18 protein-coding genes and 4 pseudogenes are annotated in these 20,201 nt (G+C 70.0%); 11 read left to right on the top strand and 11 right to left on the bottom strand.

Annotated features, from left to right (window positions below; translation table 11 throughout):
• Positions 1-156 precede the first annotated feature (156 nt).
• The 5 genes from AB0A61_RS20010 to AB0A61_RS20030 form a co-directional block, all read right to left on the bottom strand.
• Positions 157-540 (bottom strand): ATP-binding protein, encoded by a 384-nt coding sequence (locus AB0A61_RS20010; RefSeq protein ID WP_361293499.1) that lies wholly within the window; start codon positions 538-540, stop codon positions 157-159.
• A 176-nt stretch (positions 541-716) separates the two neighbouring features.
• A complete protein-coding gene (locus AB0A61_RS20015; RefSeq protein ID WP_361293502.1) occupies positions 717-1,451 on the bottom strand; it encodes an LUD domain-containing protein in 735 nt (244 codons plus the stop codon).
• On the bottom strand, positions 1,448-2,905 hold the full coding sequence (locus tag AB0A61_RS20020; protein WP_361293505.1) for a LutB/LldF family L-lactate oxidation iron-sulfur protein: 1,458 nt from the start codon (positions 2,903-2,905) through the stop codon (positions 1,448-1,450). The genes AB0A61_RS20015 and AB0A61_RS20020 overlap by 4 nt, the downstream gene beginning before the upstream one ends.
• Positions 2,902-3,675, bottom strand: a complete 774-nt coding sequence (locus tag AB0A61_RS20025; RefSeq protein WP_361293809.1) for a (Fe-S)-binding protein — start codon at positions 3,673-3,675, stop codon at positions 2,902-2,904. Before AB0A61_RS20025 ends, AB0A61_RS20020 begins: the two co-directional genes overlap by 4 nt.
• 20 nt (positions 3,676-3,695) lie before the next feature.
• On the bottom strand, positions 3,696-5,414 hold the full coding sequence (locus tag AB0A61_RS20030; RefSeq protein ID WP_361293508.1) for an L-lactate permease: 1,719 nt from the start codon (positions 5,412-5,414) through the stop codon (positions 3,696-3,698).
• A gap of 205 nt (positions 5,415-5,619) precedes the next feature.
• Here AB0A61_RS20030 and AB0A61_RS20035 point away from each other — a divergent pair, with 205 nt between their 5' ends.
• From AB0A61_RS20035 to AB0A61_RS20045, 3 genes and pseudogenes are all read left to right on the top strand, one after another.
• Positions 5,620-6,411 (top strand): FadR/GntR family transcriptional regulator, encoded by a 792-nt coding sequence (locus AB0A61_RS20035; RefSeq protein WP_361293511.1) that lies wholly within the window; start codon positions 5,620-5,622, stop codon positions 6,409-6,411.
• Between the two features lie 193 nt (positions 6,412-6,604).
• Positions 6,605-7,162: pseudogene (locus AB0A61_RS20040) on the top strand (sigma factor-like helix-turn-helix DNA-binding protein); the annotation flags it as partial.
• 255 nt (positions 7,163-7,417) lie between these two features.
• Complete coding sequence (locus tag AB0A61_RS20045) at positions 7,418-7,909, top strand: MarR family transcriptional regulator (RefSeq protein WP_361293812.1); 492 nt, start codon at positions 7,418-7,420, stop codon at positions 7,907-7,909.
• Between the two features lie 157 nt (positions 7,910-8,066).
• Here the strand turns inward: AB0A61_RS20045 and AB0A61_RS20050 are convergent.
• From AB0A61_RS20050 to AB0A61_RS20060, 3 genes and pseudogenes are all read right to left on the bottom strand, one after another.
• A pseudogene (locus AB0A61_RS20050) lies at positions 8,067-8,457 on the bottom strand (IS5 family transposase); the annotation flags it as partial.
• Positions 8,458-8,691: 234 nt separating this feature from the next.
• Positions 8,692-9,450, bottom strand: a complete 759-nt coding sequence (locus AB0A61_RS20055; protein WP_361293514.1) for a MerR family transcriptional regulator — start codon at positions 9,448-9,450, stop codon at positions 8,692-8,694.
• A gap of 862 nt (positions 9,451-10,312) precedes the next feature.
• A pseudogene (locus AB0A61_RS20060) lies at positions 10,313-10,437 on the bottom strand (ATP-binding protein); the annotation flags it as partial.
• Between the two features lie 13 nt (positions 10,438-10,450).
• Between AB0A61_RS20060 and AB0A61_RS20065 the strand changes: the two are divergent.
• The 4 genes and pseudogenes from AB0A61_RS20065 to AB0A61_RS20080 form a co-directional block, all read left to right on the top strand.
• A pseudogene (locus tag AB0A61_RS20065) lies at positions 10,451-10,819 on the top strand (hypothetical protein); the annotation flags it as partial.
• A 482-nt stretch (positions 10,820-11,301) separates the two neighbouring features.
• A complete protein-coding gene (locus AB0A61_RS20070) occupies positions 11,302-12,393 on the top strand; it encodes a substrate-binding domain-containing protein (RefSeq protein WP_361293517.1) in 1,092 nt (363 codons plus the stop codon).
• Positions 12,394-12,426: 33 nt separating this feature from the next.
• The gene (locus tag AB0A61_RS20075) at positions 12,427-13,209 is read left to right on the top strand and encodes an ATP-binding cassette domain-containing protein (protein WP_361293520.1); all 783 of its coding nucleotides are present in this window, start codon (positions 12,427-12,429) and stop codon (positions 13,207-13,209) included.
• A 95-nt stretch (positions 13,210-13,304) separates the two neighbouring features.
• Positions 13,305-14,486 (top strand): sugar ABC transporter permease, encoded by a 1,182-nt coding sequence (locus AB0A61_RS20080; protein WP_361293815.1) that lies wholly within the window; start codon positions 13,305-13,307, stop codon positions 14,484-14,486.
• A 476-nt stretch (positions 14,487-14,962) separates the two neighbouring features.
• Here AB0A61_RS20080 and AB0A61_RS20085 read toward each other — a convergent pair whose 3' ends face one another.
• On the bottom strand, positions 14,963-15,181 hold the full coding sequence (locus AB0A61_RS20085; RefSeq protein ID WP_361293523.1) for a hypothetical protein: 219 nt from the start codon (positions 15,179-15,181) through the stop codon (positions 14,963-14,965).
• 10 nt (positions 15,182-15,191) lie between these two features.
• Here AB0A61_RS20085 and AB0A61_RS20090 point away from each other — a divergent pair, with 10 nt between their 5' ends.
• The 3 genes from AB0A61_RS20090 to AB0A61_RS20100 all read left to right on the top strand — a co-directional run bounded on the left by AB0A61_RS20090 (position 15,192) and on the right by AB0A61_RS20100 (position 18,017).
• Positions 15,192-16,103 carry a YHYH protein gene (locus AB0A61_RS20090; protein ID WP_361293526.1) on the top strand — a complete coding sequence of 304 codons (912 nt, stop codon included), beginning with the start codon at positions 15,192-15,194 and terminating at the stop codon, positions 16,101-16,103.
• A gap of 1,054 nt (positions 16,104-17,157) precedes the next feature.
• Positions 17,158-17,523, top strand: a complete 366-nt coding sequence (locus AB0A61_RS20095; protein ID WP_361293529.1) for a peptidoglycan-binding domain-containing protein — start codon at positions 17,158-17,160, stop codon at positions 17,521-17,523.
• Positions 17,524-17,642: 119 nt separating this feature from the next.
• Positions 17,643-18,017, top strand: a complete 375-nt coding sequence (locus AB0A61_RS20100) for a peptidoglycan-binding domain-containing protein (RefSeq protein ID WP_361293532.1) — start codon at positions 17,643-17,645, stop codon at positions 18,015-18,017.
• Between the two features lie 29 nt (positions 18,018-18,046).
• Here AB0A61_RS20100 and AB0A61_RS20105 read toward each other — a convergent pair whose 3' ends face one another.
• Positions 18,047-18,172, bottom strand: coding sequence for a hypothetical protein (locus tag AB0A61_RS20105; protein WP_361293535.1), 126 nt, complete (start codon positions 18,170-18,172; stop codon positions 18,047-18,049).
• A 430-nt stretch (positions 18,173-18,602) separates the two neighbouring features.
• The gene (locus tag AB0A61_RS20110) at positions 18,603-18,728 is read right to left on the bottom strand and encodes a hypothetical protein (protein WP_361293538.1); all 126 of its coding nucleotides are present in this window, start codon (positions 18,726-18,728) and stop codon (positions 18,603-18,605) included.
• 1,027 nt (positions 18,729-19,755) lie between these two features.
• On the opposite strand from AB0A61_RS20110, the gene AB0A61_RS20115 reads away from it, so the two are divergent.
• Entirely contained in the window at positions 19,756-20,190 is a 435-nt protein-coding gene (locus AB0A61_RS20115; protein ID WP_361293541.1) for a VOC family protein, read from the top strand.
• Positions 20,191-20,201: the final 11 nt, after the last annotated feature.

The raw sequence follows: 20,201 nt of genomic DNA on the forward strand, positions 1-20,201 counted from the left end.
CTCGCCCGACTCCCAGCGCGTCACGGTCAGCGGTGTCCGTGCAGGCCGTACGCGGCCCCGATCACGGCCGACACGTATACGGGGTTCATCCGCAGCAGCAGGCGTGCCCGGTACGCCGCGCCGGGGTCGACGGGGGTCTGTCGGGCTCCCCCGGGGTCACCGCTCGCTCCGTGGCCGGGGTAGGCATGCCCAAGCGCAGGTGCCCATCGGGGCGTGGTGCACGCCGTAGTCGGTGGCGTGCGCGTGCACCAGGTGCAGGCCGCGACCGTTCTCGGCGAGTTGCCCGGCCGGGTCATCCTGGCAAGCGGTGGCCCGCTCCCGCCAGGTCCCGTCGTCCTGGACACGGATCACGATCTTCTCTGCGGTGCAGTCCAGCCGCAGGCTCACCCCGGTCGCGCCGCTGTGCAACACGGCGTTGGTGACCAGCTCGGAGACCACGATGCGGGCGGCGTCGGCCACCTCCTCCCCTACATACCACCGGCTGAGCTGGGCGTCGGTGAACGACCGGGCCAGCGCGGCCGCGCGGCGCTCGGCGCGCATGGCGCACACCGCCACGCTGTGCGAGGGCGGATCGCGACGAGACCTGTGCCGACGTCCGGGCGAGGGCCGGTCCGGCCGGGCGGTCGGCTCGGCTCCTGAGGTCGGCTCGGCTCGTGAGGTCGGCTCGGGCCGGGCCGCGACTGGTAGGAGGTGACGCACTGGATGACGCATGGACATCACGGCTCCGCGGGGTCGTCGATGGGCCGGTGGTCTCCGGGCAGCGGTGGTGGCGGCGGCGGCTCGACAACGACCAGGACCTCCAAGGTGCGTGGGCCGTGCACGCCTTCCACCCGCTTCAGCTCGATGTCGCTGGTGGCCGACGGACCGGAGACGAAGGTCAGCGGCCGGACCGGATCGAGGCGGGCCAGGGCCTGGGGCACCGAGCGCACGATCCGGTCGGCCGGGATCACGCACAGGTGATAGTCGGGCACCAGGGTCAGCGCCCGGCGTCCCTGCCCCGGGCCGCCGTCGAGGACGAACGTGCCGGTGGCCGCCACGGCGGTTGCCGCGGTGGTGACCGCGCCGTCGACGGCGTCCAGCGCGGCCGGGCCCGCGGGTGGGTCGTCACCGAGCACCAGAACCCCGGCCAGGCCGGCGCGCCACGGCTCGGGGAACCCGTTGGGGACCACCACCGTGCCGGCGCTCCGCCCGGCGAGCGCCTCGGCGATCGCGGAGGGCGCCGCGTCTGCGTCGACCAGGCGTGCCGACGCGCCGTAGTCGGCGATGCGTTCCAGGAAGAGCGCGACCGTCTGCGGCGACCCCGCCTCCCCCGGGCGTCCCCCGCCGCCCGCGTTGCGGTAGCTGCGCGGCACGCGAGCGTACGGCTGCTCGACTGCGGACGAGTCGCCCACCGCGCGCCGGATGCGGGCCAGTACTTCCGCGCGGGCGGCCGAAGGGGATGAAGCCGTCATGGGTGCGTCCTCCTCCACCAGGTACGGAAGCTCTCCGGGGCGGGAGCCGGCAGGTCGCGTGCGTCGGTCCATCCCGCGAGGGGACCGGGCAGCCGGCGGATCCGCCCGTGACGGAGCACCAGCCGGGCCGCGGCGGCCGCAAGGCGCTGCGTCCACGCCAGCCGGCGTGGGGACGACAACGTCCAGCGCGCCGCCGCCATCGCCAGCCGTTCCGGTCCCGGAAGCGGGCGCCGACGGTTGTTGTCCACCACCCGGGCGCGCAGGTGGACCAGGACCTCGGGGATGTTGATCTTGACCGGGCACACCTCGTAGCAGGCGCCGCACAGCGTCGAGGCGTAGGGCAGCGAGCGGTCCACCGCGGAGGCGGTGCCGCGCAGTTGGGGGCCGAGGATCGCGCCGATCGGGCCGGGGTAGACAGAACCGTAGGCGTGGCCGCCCACCCGCTCATAGACCGGACAGACGTTGAGGCAGGCCGAGCAGCGGATGCAGTTGAGGGCCTGCCGGCCGATCGGGTCGGCCAGGGTTGCGGTGCGCCCGCCGTCGAGGAGGACGACGTGGAACTCGCGGGGCCCGTCGTGGTCGGCCGTCCCGGTCCAGGTCGAGGTGTAGGGGTTCATCCGCTCGCCCGTGGAGGAGCGGGGCAGCAGTTGCAGGAAGACCTCGAGGTCCTGCCAGCGCGGCACGACCTTCTCGATGCCGGCCAGGCAGATCAGAGTCTGCGGGAGACTCACGCACATGCGCCCGTTGCCCTCCGACTCGGCCACGACGACCGTCCCGGTCTCGGCGACCAGGAAGTTGGCGCCGCAGATGCCCACCTCGGCGCGCATGAACTTCTCCCGCAGGTGCCGGCGGGCCGCCTCCGCGAGCTCGTGCGGGTCGTCTCCGAGAACGCCGGCATCGCCCAGGTCGTCGCCGGCTGCGCCCGTGCCCATCTCGCGGCGGAAAATCTCCCGGATCTCCGCGCGGTTGCGGTGGATTGCGGGCACCAGGATGTGCGAGGGCCGGTCCTGGCCGAGCTGCACGATCAGTTCGGCCAGGTCCGTCTCGTACGCCCGGATGCCGGCCTGCTCCAGCGCGGTGTTGAGGCCGGTCTCCTGGGTCGCCATCGACTTGACCTTGACCACCTCGCTGCGGCCGGTCCGCCGTACCAGGTCCGTCACGATGCGGTTGGCCTCGGCCGCGTCGCGGGCCCAGTGCACCCGGCCGCCCGCGGCGGTGACTCGCTCCTCGAACTGCAGTAGGTAGCGATCCAGGTGGCGCAGGGTGTGCTCCTTGAGCGCCCGCCCGGCCTCACGCAGCTCCTCCCAGTCAGGCAGCTCGCCGACTGCCTCGGCGCGCTTGTCGCGGATGGTGCGGGTCGCCTCGGCGAGGTTGCGGCGCAGTTGCGCGTCACCGAGGGCGTCCCGCGCCGCCCGGGGGAACACCGGCATGCCGAGGAACGTCGTGCCGTTCACCGGTGGGCCACCCCTTCCGCGGTACGGGGCGCGGACGCCGGCTCATCCTCGGTGGACGCCAGGATCTCGGCGAGGTGGAGGGTGCGCACACCGGTGCGCAACCGGGTCAGGGCGCCGCCGATGTGCATCAGGCAGGAGTTGTCCGTGGCGCACAGCACCTCGGCCCTGGTGCCGAGAACGTGCCGGACCTTGTCCGCGCACATGGCCACCGAGGTGTCGGCGTTCTTCAGCGCGAAGGTGCCGCCGAAGCCGCAGCACTCCGTGGCCGAGGGCAGTTCCACCAGGTCGATGCCGCGTACGGCCCGCAGCAGCGCCATGGGTTGGCGGGCCGCCTTGAGCATGCGCAGCGCGTGGCAGGTGGGATGGTAGGTGACCCGGTGCGGGAAGTACGCCCCGACGTCCACCACGCCGAGAACGTCAACCAGGAACTCGGAGAGCTCGTACACCGGCGGGGTGCGGCGCACCGCAGCCGCCAGCCGGGTGTCGCCGGCCACCTCGGCCACCCGCCCGTGGTACTCGCGGACCATGGCGGCGCACGAGCCGGAGGGGGTCACAACGGCGTCGTAGCCGTCGAAGACCTCCGTGAAGCGGCGGACCAGCGGCACACACTCGCGCTGGTAGCCGGTGTTGAAGTGCATCTGGCCGCAGCAGGTCTGCCCGAGCGGGAAGTCGACGGTGCAGCCCAGCCGTTCCAGCAGCCCGACCATCGCCCGGCCGGTGTCGGGGAAGAGGGTGTCGTTGAAGCAGGTGACGAACAACGCGGTGCGCATGGTCGCTCCGGTACGGAAGTTCACGGAAGCATCCCCGCCAGGACGCCGGACTGCAGGTAGACCAGCGCGCACAGGACCAGCAGCAGGCCCAGGCTCCACCTGATTGCCCCGCGCAGCAGGTCCGACTCGCGGCCTGCCAGGCCCACGGCGGTGGCCGCGATGGTGAGGTTCTGCGGGCTGATCATCTTGCCGAGGACGCCCCCGGAGGTGTTGGCGGCGACCAGCAGCGTGGGCGACAGGCCGGCCTTGGCTGCGGCGGTCTGCTGCAGTGTGGCAAAGAGCGCGTTGGCGGAGGTGTCCGACCCAGTGACGGCGGTGCCCAGCCAGCCGAGCACCGGAGAGAGGAACGCGAAGGCGGTGCCGGTGCCGGCGATCCAGGATCCGATGGTGATGGTCTGGCCGGAGAGGTTCATCACGTAGGCGAGGGCAAGCACCGCGGCGATGGTGAGCACGGCCCAGCGCAGTTTGACGAGGGTGGCGCCGAACTCGCGGGCGGCCGCGGCCGGGGGGATGCGGTAGGCGGCGGTGACCAGCAGGCCGGACAGCAGCAGCAGGGTGCCCGGGGAGGACAGCCACGGAAGGTGGTAGACGGTGGTCGCGCTGACCTTGCCGGCAACGGTGAGGACCTGTCCGTCGAGACCGGGCCAGGGGATGTCGGCGGTCGTTGCGGCCAGCGCCCGCTGCACCGGCTTGACCAGGTTGGCGACCGAGAAGACCGCGATCACCACGAGATAGGGCAGGAACGCCATGAACAGGCGGGGGCCGGCGATCACCTCCCGCGGTGCCTGCGTGGCGCCGGACGCCGCCGGCCGGATTCGGGTGCCCACCGCGGCGGCGGGGCCGGGAGCCGGCGCGGAGCCTGCGGGACCGCCGGGAGCCTGTTGGTCGGGGGCGGCGCTCAGTTCGGTGCGGGCCTGCTCGCCGCCACGCGGCTGCCACAGGCGCAGGAAGACGACGACGGCAGCCAGGGCGGCGAGCGAGGCGATGATGTCGGTGAGCTCGACCGAGAGGAAGTTGGAGCTGGTGAACTGGGCCAGTGCGAAGACCGCCCCGCACACCAGGGCCACCGGCCAGGTCTGGCGGACGCCGCGCCGGCCGTCGACCAGTGCGACCAGCAGCAGCGGCACGAAGAGTGCGAGCAGCGGTGTCTGCCTCCCCACGTACGCGCCGATCTCGGTGTAGGGGATCTTCGTCAGACCGCCGGCGGTGATGATCGGGATACCGATGGCGCCGAAGGCGACGGGCGCGGTGTTGGCCACCAGGACGGTGAGCGCGGCGCGGAAGGGCGAGAAGCCGAGGGCCATGAGCATCACGCCGGTGATCGCCACCGGGGCGCCGAACCCGGCGAGTGCCTCCAGTAGGCCGCCGAAGCAGAAGGCGATGATCACCGCTTGGACCCGGGGGTCGTCGCTGATGAGGTGAAACGCCTGGCGCAGATCCTCGAAGCGCCCGGTGACGACGGTCAGCTGGTACAGCCAGACGGCGGTCACCAGGATCCACACGATCGGGAAGAGGCCGAACCCGGCGCCCTCGCCGGCGGAGAGCAGCGCGAGCCGGGCGGGCATGTGATAGCCCGCGATCGCGACGACGACCGCAACGGCGACGGAGGCGAGCCCAGCCCAGTGGGCGCGCAACCGCACGCCGCCGAGCAGGACGAACAAGGTGAGCAGGGGCAGAGCGGCCACAAGAGCGGACAATGCGAGGCTGCCTGCGATGGGCGAGAGGTGCGGCTGGTACATAGAAGACCTCACAGCAGAGCTTGCACAGCAGAGCTTGGTCAGACCATTGCCTGGACAGTTCAAAATTAGGCACTCGGGCTTTGCCCGTCCAGAGGTACGACGCAGAATTCTCATTTGGTCCGACCAAGTAATGGCCGTATCGACTACCATTGTGTCCGGGCGGGCGGACACCGCCTCGCGCCCCACCTCGACGAGAAGGGCTTTCATGGCTGAGCCGACGATCTGGGAACCCGTGCCGCGCTCGCGCACCTACGAACTGGTCCTCGCACGGATCGAGGAGCAGATCCTGGCCGGCAAACTGCGCGTCGGGGACCGGCTGCCCCCAGAGCGGGAGCTCGTCGAGCTGCTCGGGGTAAGCCGCGCCGCGATCCGCGAGGCGTTGCGGGTGCTTGAGGCCCAGGGAGTGCTGCGAGCCCGGGTGGGCACCGGCCCCGACTCCGGCAGCGTCATCGCCGCCATGCCCAGCGCGGGCCTCACCCAGCTGCTGCGGCTGCACATCGCGCTGGCGAACTTCCCCGTCAAGGATGTCGTGGAGGCCCGCGCCGCGCTGGAGCGGTCGAGTGCCCGCCTCGCCGCCGACCAGGCCACCGAGGCGGACCTGGCACGGATGGCAGCATGCCTGGCGCACATGGACGCCCCCGACGTCTCCCGCGAGGAGTTCAACGACCACGACACCCGCTTCCACGTCGCCATCGCCGAGGCCGGGGGCAACCGCCTGGTCACCGATCTGACCGTCGCGGTACGCAACGCAGTACGGCACACCCTTTTGACGGCCTTCCACCGGCTGGAGGACTGGGAGGACGAACGGGACCGCCTGCAGGCGGAACACCACGCCATCCACGACGCCATCGCCGCCGGGGACACCGAGCGCGCCGGCGACCTGGTCGAGTCCCACATCCGGCGCTTCCACCACGACGTGGTGCGCACGGTCCTTCAGTCCCCCGAGGGCGCCTCCGCCCAGTCGGTGGTCTGGGACGGCGCCCCGCGGGAGCGATGAGCCGCGACACGCGCGCCGTCTGAACGACCCGGGCAGCGTGTGGATGTCGTCGGCGGTGCGGGCCACGGCACGCTGGAGACCACCGAAGGCTTCATAGGTCTCCAGCGCCAGCGCACGGCCCTAGTGACGGCACCACGACTCCTGCAGAACGCACCTCTCCGCCCAACCGCACGACGCCAAGGCCGCGACCCACCTCACGATGGCCTTCCTGGTCGTCCTCGATTCGATGACCCCGGCCGAGCGCGTCGCGTTCGTCCTGCACGACGTCTTCCGCTACCCCTTCGGCGAGGTCGCCGAGATCGTCGGTCGCACTCCGGCGGCGTGCCGCCAACTGGCCTCGTCGGCCCGCCGTCGCATCCGCACTGCGCACACCCCGGCCGGCCCGAGTGCCGGGCAGGCCGGCATCGTCAGGCAGTTCAAGACGGCGTGGGAGGCCAAGGACATCGACGCCCTGATCAGCCTGCTCGACCCCGACGCCACCGCGACCGCCGACGGCGGCGGGCTGGCCGTCACCCACCTGCACCCGATCGTGGGCGGTGAGCAGATTGCACGTGCCTACGCCGAGATCGCGCGTGTGGCGGGCGACCGCACGACGTTCCTGGAGTGCACGGTCAACGGCCTGCCCGGCTTGGTGGCACAGCAGGACGGCAACATCGCGACCGTGTTCGCGTTCGAGATCGCGGGCGACCGGATCAGGCATATCTGGGCGGTGCGAAACCCCGAGAAGCTCCGTCCCTGGCGGATCAGCTGAGGAGTGATCCGAAACACCGCAGCGATCGGATCGTGACCAGCACCAAGCCGCACCGAGGTCCCGGAACTGTCAACACACTGCCGCGTGTTCCTCGACGCACGGTCCGCTGAGCGGGTGGCCGAAGAGGGTGACCGGAACAAACAACTGACCTTGGCGATGGCGACTTCGTCGGTTCTCAAGGGACGGCCGTTGCATGGCTTTGGACAGTTGATGCGGCACCTCAACGGCGCTCACATGGGTTGTAGCGTCGCGCTCATGGAACAGCTCATTGGCATCACCACGGACCAGGCGCCGGCAGACCCGGCGGCAACCGACGACATGCTGGTTACTCAGCCCATCGGCTATTGGAGCGGGTTGGCACACACAGCCGTGACCCGGCATCTGCGTGACGCGATGGCCAAGATCGACGTCACGCAGCCCCAGTACTGGGTATTGAACCGTGTGAACGGCGGAACGACAGCGCCCACCCGCGAGGAGGTCGTCGTACAGCTGACACCCCTTGCCGATGGGGAGTACGAGATCGCTCGGGTTGTCGACCAGCTGCTCCATCGTGGCTGGCTCCGGATCGACGCCGATCAGCATCTTCACCTCACGGATCTTGGGGAGGCTGCCAGAGCGCGGCTGCGTGAGCTGGTGACCGAGCTCCGGGCGGTGGTTCACAAGGGCATCAGCGATGAGGAGTACGTGGCCGCGCTCAAGGTGCTCCGAAGGATGGTGGTCAACGTCGAGGCCGACAGTCCTTCCTGAGATCGTCCATGCGGTGAGCTGTTCGCCCAGCTGAGGATGGCGGCAAGTTGGATTGCGGCCTGATATGCAACGGCGCGTTTGTCGGTTTGTATGGTCATGCCGCACCGGCCGCCGTGCCCACCGCAGCCAGCGGACGGGCCCGGACGTCGCAGACCGGGTGGACCTTCGTACTCAACCCGCCGCGAGAGCGGCCCAGAGCGTGGTCTTCGGGCTCGTCCCGTTCTGGTGCCCCCCCCTTTTTGCGGGCTCCGTCGGAGTGCCGGCGGGCCCGGCAGATGGTGGAGTCCACCGAGACGGGCCAGTCGAGGTCGTCCTCGGCGTCCGCCGCAGTCAGGAGGGCGGCGAAGATGCTGCCAGGTTCCGTCCTCGGCCCACCGCAGCAGCCGTTCATGAGCAGTCTTGAACGAGCCAGGCACATCGGGCAGATCCCGCCACGGCGAGCATGTGCGGTACTTCCAAGCAATAACTTCCCACGTGCGGCGGTGGTCCGCCCGCCGCCGGCCACGTGGCGGATCGGCTGGCATCAACGGCCCGATCGGCGCCCACATCGCATCAGTGATCACTAACCGGACGGACGCATCCGACCAACTGGTCGAACCATCAAGGAGACACGCCGCTGACCTCACGGCAGTGGTGGCGGGGCCAGTGGGCGGGGATCACAGAGGGTAGGTACTCCAGGGGCGGGGCGGTCCCTCACCGTAGGGGACGCACCGCCAGGAGATGGGAGCGGGGCGGAAACGCCCGGTTGCCGGGGTCTGCAGCCCCCAGCAACCGGTGACCGGTCAATTCAGCCGGGCTTCGGCGTACGCGACCATGGCGTCCCGCTGGTATTCGGCCAGGCCGGCAGCGACCTGGCCGTAGGCCGCGCGCCACTGCGCGTCGTCGACGTAAGTCTGCCCCAGGGCCTTGAACGCGGCCGCGTCCGGGGTCCACATCCGGCAGATGCCCTGGTAATGGGCGTCGACCTCGGCCTGGACCGCGGGGTCGGTAACCGGCGTGGCGGCCTGCATGAACTCGGCCATACGGACCATCGCCGCGGTCGCCTCACGCTGCAGCCGCTCCATCTCCGCCTCGGTGAGCGTGGCGGCGAACTGCGCCGACTGCTGCGCCTGGCCGGGCCACTGCTCGCGGGCGGCCGCCTCGTGGCGTGCGGTGTCGAAGCCAATGAACAGCTTCTCCGGCCTGCTGATCTTTCCCATGTCGGGCTCCTTGTCCTCCTCCAGTTCGGCGATGGTGCGGGCGACCGTGCGGGCGAGCACGTCGAGGCGGTCCCGCTCGGCCAGCAGCCTGCGCTGGTGCTCGCGCAGCGCGGCCACCGGGTCAAGCCGGCGTTCCAGAACCGCCGCGATCTCCCCCAGCCCCAGGCCCAGTTGCCGCATCAGCAGGATCTGCTGCAGCCGCAGCAGTTCAGCCTGCTCGTAGTAGCGGTGGCCGTTGCTGCCGACGTACGCGGGATCAAGCAAGCCGATCTCGTCGTAGTGCCGCAGGGTACGGGTCGTCACCCCGGACATCCGTGCCACATCCGCAATCGACCAGGCCATGGCCGTACCTTTCCTCGCCGGGCCGGTCTGTCCGGCCACACGAGCGACCGTAGGAGTTGACGCAACGGAAAGCGCAAGCCGCACTGGACTTGCGCTTTCCGCCACCTTCAGTAACCGAATTTGCCGACGTGCCCGCCGCTCGCACACAACACACGATCACCGGCAGGTCCGCCACGAACCACCTACTGCCAGGCCCTCTGAGCCGCGACGAGCAGCAGCCGGTCTGCGAATGGGGCTGTCCAGGACGGCTCCGACGCTGTGATCACACCAGCCACCGCGAGATCATCTCACCCCTGACCAGCAGTCACGTGAGAGCTGTCAACCGATGCCGGTAGCCGTCGCGGCCACAGTCAGGACCAGGGCACCGAGCGCGCCCACAACTCCATGGAGCCGCAGCTTGCGCCAATCATCGCATTGGTACACGTACAGCGCGGTGGCCCCGGCGAAGGCCAGACCACCCCCGATGAACCACGGCCCCCAGAGGCAGAGGTACCAACCAGTCAGCCCAGCCAGATCCGGCTCAAGAGAGACGGCCCCAGCCTTGACCAGCACACCGTGGACGACGAAGAGGCCACCGTGCCAAGTGAGCAGGGTGGCCGCGCCGGCGCCGCAGAACACCCTGAGCCGGCTGATCCGCGACCCCCTGATCGCGTCAGGCCGAAGCCGACCAGTGCCCCGAAGAGCTTCAGAACGCCGGTTACCACCAGGACAGTCAGGAACCACGGCACTCCGTCGCGAGCGAGCTTCACCGACGACGGCGACACCGTCGACTGTGCGCCGAAGGTACTGCCCGTCGCCCATACGAAACTGGGTACTGCGAACGAGACCCCCATGCCGCAGCGACGTATCCAGGCTGGTTCTAGTCGGCGGCTTCGACCAGCTCGTTGACCACCGTCGTTACCAGGGCGTACTTGACACAGAGGCCGGCATCGCGGCCTCTGTGCCCAGCGCGATCAGCAAGTGCGACTTGCCGGTGCCCGAGTCTCCTGAACGACCACGCGTCCTCGGTGCGCCCCTCTCCGGCAGATCCGCCACCGCGCCCTGACCACCTGCCTGGGACCGGTCGCGGCCTGGCTGGGGGCCGCTTCACCCCGGGCAGCGCCCGCCGCGCCGGTGCCCTGGCCCTGTGTGGCGTGGTGGGCACCCAGCTCGCCCAGATCCTGGCTGACCGCTGCGACAGCCCGCTGGTCCGCGCCACGGCCCTCGGATCCGCCGCGGCACTCGTCGCCCTCGTCCAGACCCTCGGCGTCGGCCGCCCCTTCGGCTGCATCCCGCTGGCCCGCTCGGCTGGACTGGCGTCGCCGCGACGATCGCCATCGCCCTGGCGGGCAAACGCGCCGTGCCCCAGCTGAAGCAGGCCATCGCCCGGATGCTGCCGACGAAGCCGGAGCGACCGCCGACGGAGAGTGGGGCGCCTGTGAGGGCGGGCGTCCGAAGTCCCGGGCCTCAGCGCCTGTGTCCGCGCCCGCCGCGCCGAGATGCCACGGCTCGGGTTCGACGCCTCGTACCTCACGGATCCACTGCGCTCGCAGGTCACCGCAGCCGATGCCAGACTGGCGACGTGGCCGTCTTGTGGCGTGGCCGGGTGAGGAGGCCGGGCATCGCCATGCGCACTGGGGGAGGCGCCGGTGCTCGCGGGGCGGACTCGTCGTGCACAGGCGCCGCGCACGCAGGCCATGCTGTGCCCCTGAGCGGGTGGCCGAAGGGGCATGAGAGACGCGCACGCTCCTCCTCGCCAGGTCCGCCCGCCTGTCCGGCCATCCCGACGGGGCGAGTCGGCCCACGGCCGCCCCGACCTGCTGACCCTGCTCGGACCTCGCCGCAGTGGTGAGGCCCAGGGAGGTCTGTCACATGAAGACCTGCATACGGGACGCTGTCATGGCCGTGGTCGTCGTGTCGATGGCCGTGACTCTTGCGGCCTGTGGACAGGCGGGCGGGACCGGTGTCCACGCCGGAAGCGGCCCGAGGATCGGTCTGCTGCTGCCGGATGCCATCACGTCCCGCTGGGAGGCCAAGGACAGGCCTCTGCTGGAGGAGAACATCAAGCAGCTGTGCCGCGACTGCACGGTCGAGCACGCGAATGCCAACGGCGATGTGGCCGCCCAGCAGCGACAGGTGGATTCCATGATCACCAAAGGGGTCGATGCACTGGTGCTCGTGGCCGTGGACGCCAAAGCGCTCAGTGCGGCGGTCAGGAAGGCGCACGAGGCGGGCGTACCCGTCATCTCGTACGACCGGCTCGACGAGGGCCCGATCTCGGGCTATGTGTCCTTCGACGGTCGGGAAGTCGGCAGGCTCCAGGCGCGGGCGCTGCTGAAGGCCATGGCCCACCGGGCGGTCGGCGGTCAGATCGTCATGATCAACGGCGATCCCACCGACCCCAACACCCTTCTGTTCGAGGAAGGCGCCCTGTCGGTGCTCAGGGGCAAGGTCAGGATCGGCAAGATGTACGACACGCCCATGTGGCGGTCGGACATCGCCAACATGAACATGTCCGGCGCCATCGCCGCCCTCGGCGCCCGCAACATCGACGGCGTCTACTCCGCCAACGACGCCCTTGCCTCCGGCATCATCTCCGCCCTCAGAGCGAACAAGATCTCCCCTCAACCCCCCGTCACCGGCCAGGACGCCGACCTCGGAGCCGTGCGCCGCATCGTCGGCGGCGAACAGTACATGACCGTCTGGAAGCCCAATGACGCCGAGGCGTCCGCGGGCGCCGCCATGGCCGTGGCCGCGGCCCGCGGCGAGAACCTCCAGCGCATCGCCACCGGCACGGTGCGCACCCGCAGCGGGAACGTGGCTCCGGCCGTCCTGCTCACCCCCCTGTCGGTGACCGCCGGCACCATCAAGGACACCCTCGTGAAGGGCGGCGTGTACACGGTCCAGCAGATCTGCGTGCCCCGGCTCAGAACGGCCTGCCACAGGGCCGGACTGACCGGATAGGCCGGTCCACCGCAGCCGGGCCCCGGGAAGGAGATGGTCTCCGTGCCGGCTCCACCACTGCTGGCGCTGCACGGCGTCTGCAAACGCTTCGGCGTCGTTCAGGTCCTCACCGACATCGAACTGGAGATTCGCGCGGGCGAGGTCGTGGCGCTTCTGGGGGACAACGGGGCCGGCAAGTCCACCCTCGTCAAGGTGATCTCGGGCGTGGCCCCCGCGGACACGGGTGTCATCGAATGGGAGGGCCGGACGGTCCACATCAGGCGTCCCCACGACGCCCGGGATCTCGGCATCGCCACCGTCTACCAGGACCTCGCCCTGTGCGGCAACCTCGACGTCGTCGGCAACCTGTTCCTGGGGCACGAGATCCGCAGGCTCGGCTTCCTCGACGAAGTGGAGATGGAACGCCGTACCCGTGACCTCCTGAAGCGCCTGGCGAAGGGCCTGCCCGATCTGCGCTCCCCCGTCGTGTCCCTGTCCAGCGGCCAGCGGCAGACGGTCGCCATCGCCCGCTCACTCCTCGGCGACCCCCGGGTACTCCTGCTGGACGAACCGACGGCATCCCTGGGCATCGAACAGACCGCCGAAGTTTTGGAACTCGTCGACCAACTGCGTGACCGCGGCATGGGAGTCCTGCTCATCAGCCACAACCTGGCCGATGTCAAAGCCCTCGCAGACCGGGCCGCGGTGCTGCGGCTCGGCCGCAACAACGGCTTCTTCAACGTGACCACCGCGTCCCAAGAAGAGATCATTTCCTCCATCACCGGGGCCACGCAGAACGTTCCCCATCGGGTGGCCCACCGGGAGGTGGACGGGTGACACAGGACCGCAAAAAGGCGGGCGACAGGCAGGCCGACCCCGCCGCCCTCGCCGCCGAACCCCGCCGGCCGCAGCCCGGGCGGAAAATCGTCCGTGTGGTGGAGGGCTGGGCCGCCGCGTCCCGGCACAAGTTCATCGCCGGTGAACTGGGCTCGCTCCCGGTCATCCTCGTCCTCGTCGCGGTATGGGTCGTCTTCCAGTGCCTCAACCCGAACTTCCTCTCCCCGCGGAACCTGTCCAATCTCAGCGTGGACATCGTGGGTACGGGCCTGATCGCGGTCGGTATCGTCTTCGTGCTGCTGATCGGCGAGCTCGACCTGTCGGTCGGTTCGATCAGCGGCCTCGCGGCAGCCGTCTTCGCCGTGCTGAGCGTCAACAACGGCGTCCCGGAATGGCTCGCCGCCATCCTCGCGGTGCTCGTGGGCACAGCGGCCGGCACCATCCAGGGCTTTTCCTTCGCCAGGACCCGTGTGCCCGCGTTCGTCGTCACGCTCGCGGGGCTGCTGACCTGGAACGGCGTCATGCTCTACGTCCTCGGCACCAGCGGCACCATCGACCTCGACGAAAACGGCCTCGTGGCCAAGCTGACCAGCTACTACTTCAGCAAGGACGGCGTCGCCTACGGTCTGGCGGCGCTCGGCGCAGGCCTGCCCTTCGTCATCTCCTACCGGGAGAGGAGCCGGCGGCGGGCCCTGGGCCTGCCGCACCGTTCGCTCCGCGAGCTCGGGGTGCGCACGGGAGCGCTCACGGTGCTCCTGTTCGCCGCCGCGTACGTGCTCAACCAGTTCCACGGACTGCCGCTGGCCCTACTGATCTTCCTCGTCGTGGTGGCCGGACTGGACGTGCTCCTGCGCAGCACGCACTACGGACGACAGGTCTACGCACTCGGCGGCGGTGTCGAGGCGGCCCGCCGCGCCAGTATCGGCGTGGTGCGGGTGCAGACCGCGGTGCTCGCGGTCTCGGGCACGATGGCCGCGATCGGCGGCCTGTTCCTCGCCTCACGGATCACCTCGGTAAGCCAGTCCTCCGGCTCGGGCGTCCTGCTGCTGAACGCCATCGCGGCGGCGGTCATCGGCGGCACCAGCCTGTTCGGGGGACGCGGCACGACCTGGTCCGCGGTGCTCGGCGCGCTGATCATCCAGTCGATCGCCTCGGGCATGGCGATCACAGACATCCCGGTCGCCATCCAGTTCGTGATCACCGGCGGGGTGCTGTTCGCCGCCGCGGTCATCGACGCACTGTCGCGCCGCTCCCAGGAGGCGCACGGCCGGGCCTGAGCAGTCCCCTCACCCGGTCCGCGCTGCCCGGCAGGGGCGCCCGGCGGCGTGAGAGGCCCAGCACCTGGGCGACGGCGGCCCCAAGGCTGTCGTAACGGACCTTCCCGGTCGGCACGCCGCCCAGGACGGTGTACGGCGGGCGGCGACGTGGGCGCGGACCATCCGGTGGTAGGTGTCGACGGCTTCATGCTCGTCCAGCAGCCGGTCGCAGATCCGTTTTGACCGTGTGGCGCTGCGTCCGGCGCCGCCGTCAGGTCCGCCTTCAGGGGCGGCGATCACCCGCCCATAGGGGTCCAGGCGCGTCGCCCGTGGCCTCATCTTCTTCCGCGGCTCCGGCAGGGCCGGGATCAGGGCCCTGTGCATGATGTTGAAGCCAACGCCGTACCTCCGCATGAGCGCGCGTCGACATGCCTGCTTTGCGGGACTGGCGGGCGTCCGCACGACCCGCTCCGGGACGCGGGCTCACCCGAACGCGCCTATGTGTCGGCGGGGCATCGGTAGCCGGGCGTGCTGAGGTGATGCGGGTGGCGGAACCGGGCCGGGACCGCCGACTCGCGGCCCGTCTGTTCCTTGTCGAGATGGGGAGCGTTCATGTACGTCGTGTTCAGGTCCGTTGCCATGGCGGCCAGTGCCTCCTGTGCGCTGCTGGGGTCGGCGATGGCCCCGGCCGACTCCGGGGCCGTGGCGGTGGTCACGCCTCGTCCCGTGCGGGCGGCCGAGGACGTACGAGGCGGAGGAGACGGCACCCCCATCACCCGCCTGCACACACCCCCTACCGGTACGTCGATCGCCTCACCCGCGCGCGACACCCTCTTCGCCTGCAAAGGGGGGACCCTCACCCGGCCCGACCGCCCGTGGATCGACGCGCACGGTGTGATCGACGTACTCAAGCGCCCGTTCGTGTCGGGAACCATGCACTGGCACAAGTACCTGAAGGTGACGACGACCGCGACCGAGAGGCGCTTCGAGGGCAACGGGCTCCCGGACCATCCCACCGGGCGCTTCCCCGTCCAGAAAGGCACCCCCGCCTACAAGTACTACGCGGAGATTCCCGCGCACGGGTACCCCAACGCCGCCGCGATCCCGATCAAGCCATGGAACCTCAACGTCATCGTTCCGCGCGATCCGTCTGTCCAGGCGCAGCCCACGTGCATCGACCAGCTGACGACCGGGATGGCTCTGGCAGGTGGCACCTTCCACCTGGAGGTGGCCACCGACGCGGAGGACCGACCGGTCGATCCCAACGCGGCCCTGCCGCTGGACCGCTGCTGGGGCCATCCGTACGACACGCAGTACCACTACCACGGCCCCTCGCAGACCTGCTTCGACAACAAGGCTTCCAGGGGATCCACGAACACCCGTTCCCGTTCCCGGCACTCACCGCTCGTGGGATACGCCATCGACGGCTTCGGGATCTTCGGGCCGCGCGGCGAGGACGGAAAGATCGTCAGGAACAGGGATCTGGACGTCTGCCACGGTCACACCCACGCGATCATGTGGGACGGCAAGAAGGTCGTCATGTACCACTACCACCTCAACGGAGAGTATCCCTACTCCATCGGATGTTTCCGGGGAAAGCCGGCGACGGTGCCCGGGTCCGGGCATGGCTGGCACTAGGTGTGCTGTCCCAGGACGTTGGTGACAGGCGTGCTCGGTGCTTGAACAGATGAGGGCCTTCTGGATTCGGTGTGGATCGCGACACCTACGACCGAGACTCAGGAGGCCCTCGAATCCCACCGTAATGCCCCGCTGACCCCGACCGGCAGGCTGCGTCTGTCCCGGTGTGTCGTGGACGACGGCTGGCCGCTGCGGCGGTGGCGGGCAGGCCGGAGACGACACGGCGCATGAAGTCCCCGGTAAGTGTGGGGGGTTGGAGATGCGCTCACGAGAAACCCGCAGTCTCGGCAGGGCCCGCTCCGCACGTCGACCGCCTGCGACAACTTCCCCACACCACCTTCACCCCACACTCACCCACACCACGGACACGCCGACCCTCCGTCACACCCATCTGGCCACGCACCGGCCGGCATGTCGGCTACCCGAGCGTCCGGCCCTGGCCATGGCGACCGAGCTGTACCGAGCAGGCGTGTCGCTCTCCTGGGAGCGGAACGGACGGCAAGGACCCCAGCCTGCCGTGCCGGGGGTGGACTTGTGTGGTAGCTGCGCCGTCAGCGCCTTGCCTGACAGGGCATGGGCTGCGCGCCGCCGACGTCGGCGCCGGTGCTGTGTATGCGGAGCGACGCGCCTCGCCATCTGCCTTGCCCGCTTCACAGACGTGTGCCGGGCGGTCGACACGAACGGCCAGTTCGATGGTCTCGTAGCGGGCGAGGGCGGCCGCATCGTTCACGACGGCCCATTCCTGCCTCGTCTCCCTCATCGGCGCAACGTGGCGGGCCCCGACCTACGCACGGCCGTGAAGCCGCTGCAACCCTGCTGACCTGCCGCTTTCGGCCAATTCCCCGGTTGCCTGGACGCTTTGGAGATTTTGTTGCACGCCACAGAACGAGGGTGCGCAACAACGCGTCGCCCGGGAAACCTTGTACCTGCCTGCGCCGGACAGCTTCACCGGGGGGACGGCGCAGGTCCTCGGACCATGTCCCGCATCCGGCCCCGACGCCTGTCTCGACTCGGGCGCACGGCCGTCTTCTACCGGCTTCTACCGGAGGTAAGCATGTCGTTGATCTCCCGCGCCGCAGCGCTCACCGGCGCAGCCCTGCTCACTGGCGGCCTGATCGCCGCCGCCCCGGCCGCCACCGCCGCCCCGGCCCAGCCCCAGCACTTCAACTGCAACTACACCAATGCCGAGCCCACGCTCTCCGTCGGCTCCAGCGGGGCCGCAGTGAAGCAGGCCCAGTGCCAGCTCAACAGCGTCCTGGACCGGCACGTCATCGTCGACGGCGACTTCGGCTCGGCGACCAAGAGCGCCACCATCGCCTTCCAGCAGTGCGCCGGCCTCAGCGCCGACGGCATCATCGGCGACAACACCTGGGCCGCCCTCGACAACTGGTGGTGGAACGACATCGACTGCCACAAGTGAGCCACGGGTGCCGGGCCGAAAGCCGACCGCTCTTTCGGCCCGGCACCCGCCACCTCCATGCCGGGCCGCCGTGCCCTCTGCACGCCACCTCACCACTCCCCTGCCCAAGGAGTCGGATCATGGCCTCACACCGCCGCGTCCTGCCGCCCCTGACCGTGCTGCTTCTCCTCGGCGGAGTCGCCGCCACACCGTCATCCGCCGCTGCACCGGCCCCCATGCCCACCGCGGCGGCCAACACCTCCTCCACCTGCAACTACTACGCCGGCGACGGACCGGTGGAGCCCGGCAAGACCTACCCCGACCGGCGGGTACTCGAAGTGCAGTGCCTGATCAACACCAACACCAGCTACCTCCCGCCTCTTGCCATGGACGGCATCTACGGCCCCCGTACCAGCTACGCGGTGACGGTGGTCCAACAGCATGCCGGACTCCCCGCCACCGGAATCGTGAACCGCGCCACCTGGGCGGCCCTGCGCGCCGGCGTCTGGTGGTAGACCGGCGCAGCACCGTCCTACGGCAAGGTTCAGGAGCCGGCCCGCGGCATCATCCCGGCGAGCGGGTCGGCGAACTCCGCGAGCCGCCCGGCGACCGACAAGGAACCCGGCCAGGCGGCACGCACGTGGGGCGTCCAGCCTGCGAGTATCACCAACAACGCGGGCCTGTCCACGGCCGCCTTGGCTTGCCCGCGCTGCCGGTGAAGGGCTTGCCTGGGTCCGGTACGGAGGCGCGAGAGCCGGCCGCCGGCCTTCTGTACCTCCTTCGCCACCCAACTCCTGCCGCTGGTGCTCTTGTTCGTGGCGCTGGCGTTTTCGTCCTCCCGCGCCTGCCGCCTCACATCGATGACCCGGGTTTTGCAGTCGTCGCACAGGCGACGGGCCGGTCTGTCCGCAGAGGGACAGCGACGACGGCGTCACCCCGATGGTGCGACCGGGCTCCCCGATATCCACGAGGCAGGCCTTCTTCCTGCTGATGACCTCCCGGCAGGCCGGCGGTGCGCCTTCGGGACGGGGCCTGCGCCACAGCGTGAGGGGGCTGCCGTGTGCCGGGTCAGTGGTCGCCGGCGCGGGAGAGCGTGTGGGTCAGCAGCGGGCGCCGCCGCGGTGGTCACGGTGGTCACGGTGGTCACGGCCCCAGGAGCCGTCGTCGACGGGGCGGCCGTGGTCGTTGCGCAGGATGGCGGTGTCGTCGCGTTGGTTGCGGTACACCGGCTCCGCTTCGGCGCTGGTACGGCCTGTGCCGAGACGCGCGGGTCCGCATCGAGCCAGTCGGCGACCTTGGCGAGGTGGGCGTACCGCTGGATGCGGTTGGCTGATCGGTGGCGGCCGTCGGCTGAAACATGCTGGTCACCGGTGCAGTCGGCGCATCGCGGTGCGAACGTTGTCCGTGCTGGCCGTGCTGGCCGTGCTGGCCGTGCTGGCCGTGCTGGCCGTGCTGGCCGTGCTGGCCGTGCTGGCCGTGCTGATTGTGGAGTGGGGATGGGACGTCGGGAGGGTCCCCTGGACCCAGGGGCGGGTCCGGTGCAGCGGTCGACGGCAGCATCCTTGCCGTGGCCGGTGCGGCACCGTACGGCTGTGGGACGCTGCGACGAAGCGCCCCCTTGGGGACGGTTTGCTCACTGCTGGAGACCGGGTGCGCTCTCTTACCTTCGGTGGCAACGGAGCAACACTTTCGGTCCGCGGCACTCGCACCCCACTGCGCATCTACCCCGTAGCCCCAGAGCTGGTGGCCGAAGCCGTGTGTGCCCGCGCGGGTGGCGGCCTGACTGGCCTGGAATGGAAGACGTACATCCCAGACGTCTCCTATCAGAGGACCTGCTGAGCCGAGTTTTCAACGGCCGTTGAGAACACACTTTCAGGAACTGGACCGGCGGCGGGAGCGCCCGACGCCGGGCCGGCAGCTCAAGTGAGGCGGCGGTACACGGCGTGCCGCTCCGGCATTGCCTGAGGGCGGCCATGGCTTGGGGTGGGATGCGGTTCCGGTTCTCACTCGGGAGGCGCTTTCTCTGTAGGTGCGGTCCCGGATCGGCAGGCTGTCGTCGGGAAACGCGGCGAGGACCGTGGCCGCGGCCTTGTCCGGAACGGCGGGCAACCCCTCGAGGGCGCCGACATCGGTTCCTCCTCCCCCCCCCGGCGACCGCACGACACAGCAGCGGCTAGCTGGGGCCGTCCTCCCGACAACATGCGGATCCACTCCGGGAATTGAGCAACAGTGTCCGCCTGCTATGGTGCGGCGATGTCATCGATCAAGCAGTTCCAGGTCACCTTCGACTGCGCAGAACCTGAGCGCGTCGCTCGCTTTTGGTGCGAGGTGTTGGGGTACGTCGTACCGTCGCCGCCGGAGGGGTTCGCCACTTGGGACGACTTCAACCGCTCTCTGCCTCCTGAGCAGCAGGGTTCATGGTCCGCATGCATTGATCCCTCTGGCGTGGGCCCGCGACTGTACTTCCAGCGCGTCCCCGAAGGCAAGGTCGTCAAGAATCGGGTGCATCTTGACGTGCGGGTCGGCACCGGGCTCGTGGGTGAAGAGCGCCTCGCCACACTCGAAGCCGAGTGCGCACGACTGGTCGCGCTCGGCGCGATACGTGTGAGACTGCTGCTTGCCGACGAGGACAATGAGTCGTGCATCCTGATGCAGGACATCGAGGGCAACGAGTTCTGTCTCGACTGAGCATCCTCCGA

It is taken from the genome of Streptomyces sp. NPDC046197, from assembly GCF_040646295.1.
GTDB lineage: Bacteria > Actinomycetota > Actinomycetes > Streptomycetales > Streptomycetaceae > Streptomyces.

What these genes read in the sequence shown, in the direction of transcription:
- AB0A61_RS20010 (WP_361293499.1), bottom strand. Translation starts at nt 540, where the DNA reads ATGCGCGCCGAGCGCCGCGCGGCCGCGCTGGCCCGGTCGTTCACCGAC.
- AB0A61_RS20015 (WP_361293502.1), bottom strand. Translation starts at nt 1,451, where the DNA reads ATGACGGCTTCATCCCCTTCGGCCGCCCGCGCGGAAGTACTGGCCCGC.
- AB0A61_RS20025 (WP_361293809.1), bottom strand. Translation starts at nt 3,675, where the DNA reads ATGCGCACCGCGTTGTTCGTCACCTGCTTCAACGACACCCTCTTCCCC.
- AB0A61_RS20030 (WP_361293508.1), bottom strand. Translation starts at nt 5,414, where the DNA reads ATGTACCAGCCGCACCTCTCGCCCATCGCAGGCAGCCTCGCATTGTCC.
- AB0A61_RS20035 (WP_361293511.1), top strand. Translation starts at nt 5,620, where the DNA reads ATGGCTGAGCCGACGATCTGGGAACCCGTGCCGCGCTCGCGCACCTAC.
- AB0A61_RS20045 (WP_361293812.1), top strand. Translation starts at nt 7,418, where the DNA reads ATGGAACAGCTCATTGGCATCACCACGGACCAGGCGCCGGCAGACCCG.
- AB0A61_RS20055 (WP_361293514.1), bottom strand. Translation starts at nt 9,450, where the DNA reads ATGGCCTGGTCGATTGCGGATGTGGCACGGATGTCCGGGGTGACGACC.
- AB0A61_RS20070 (WP_361293517.1), top strand. Translation starts at nt 11,302, where the DNA reads ATGAAGACCTGCATACGGGACGCTGTCATGGCCGTGGTCGTCGTGTCG.
- AB0A61_RS20075 (WP_361293520.1), top strand. Translation starts at nt 12,427, where the DNA reads ATGGTCTCCGTGCCGGCTCCACCACTGCTGGCGCTGCACGGCGTCTGC.
- AB0A61_RS20095 (WP_361293529.1), top strand. Translation starts at nt 17,158, where the DNA reads ATGTCGTTGATCTCCCGCGCCGCAGCGCTCACCGGCGCAGCCCTGCTC.
- AB0A61_RS20100 (WP_361293532.1), top strand. Translation starts at nt 17,643, where the DNA reads ATGGCCTCACACCGCCGCGTCCTGCCGCCCCTGACCGTGCTGCTTCTC.
- AB0A61_RS20115 (WP_361293541.1), top strand. Translation starts at nt 19,756, where the DNA reads ATGTCATCGATCAAGCAGTTCCAGGTCACCTTCGACTGCGCAGAACCT.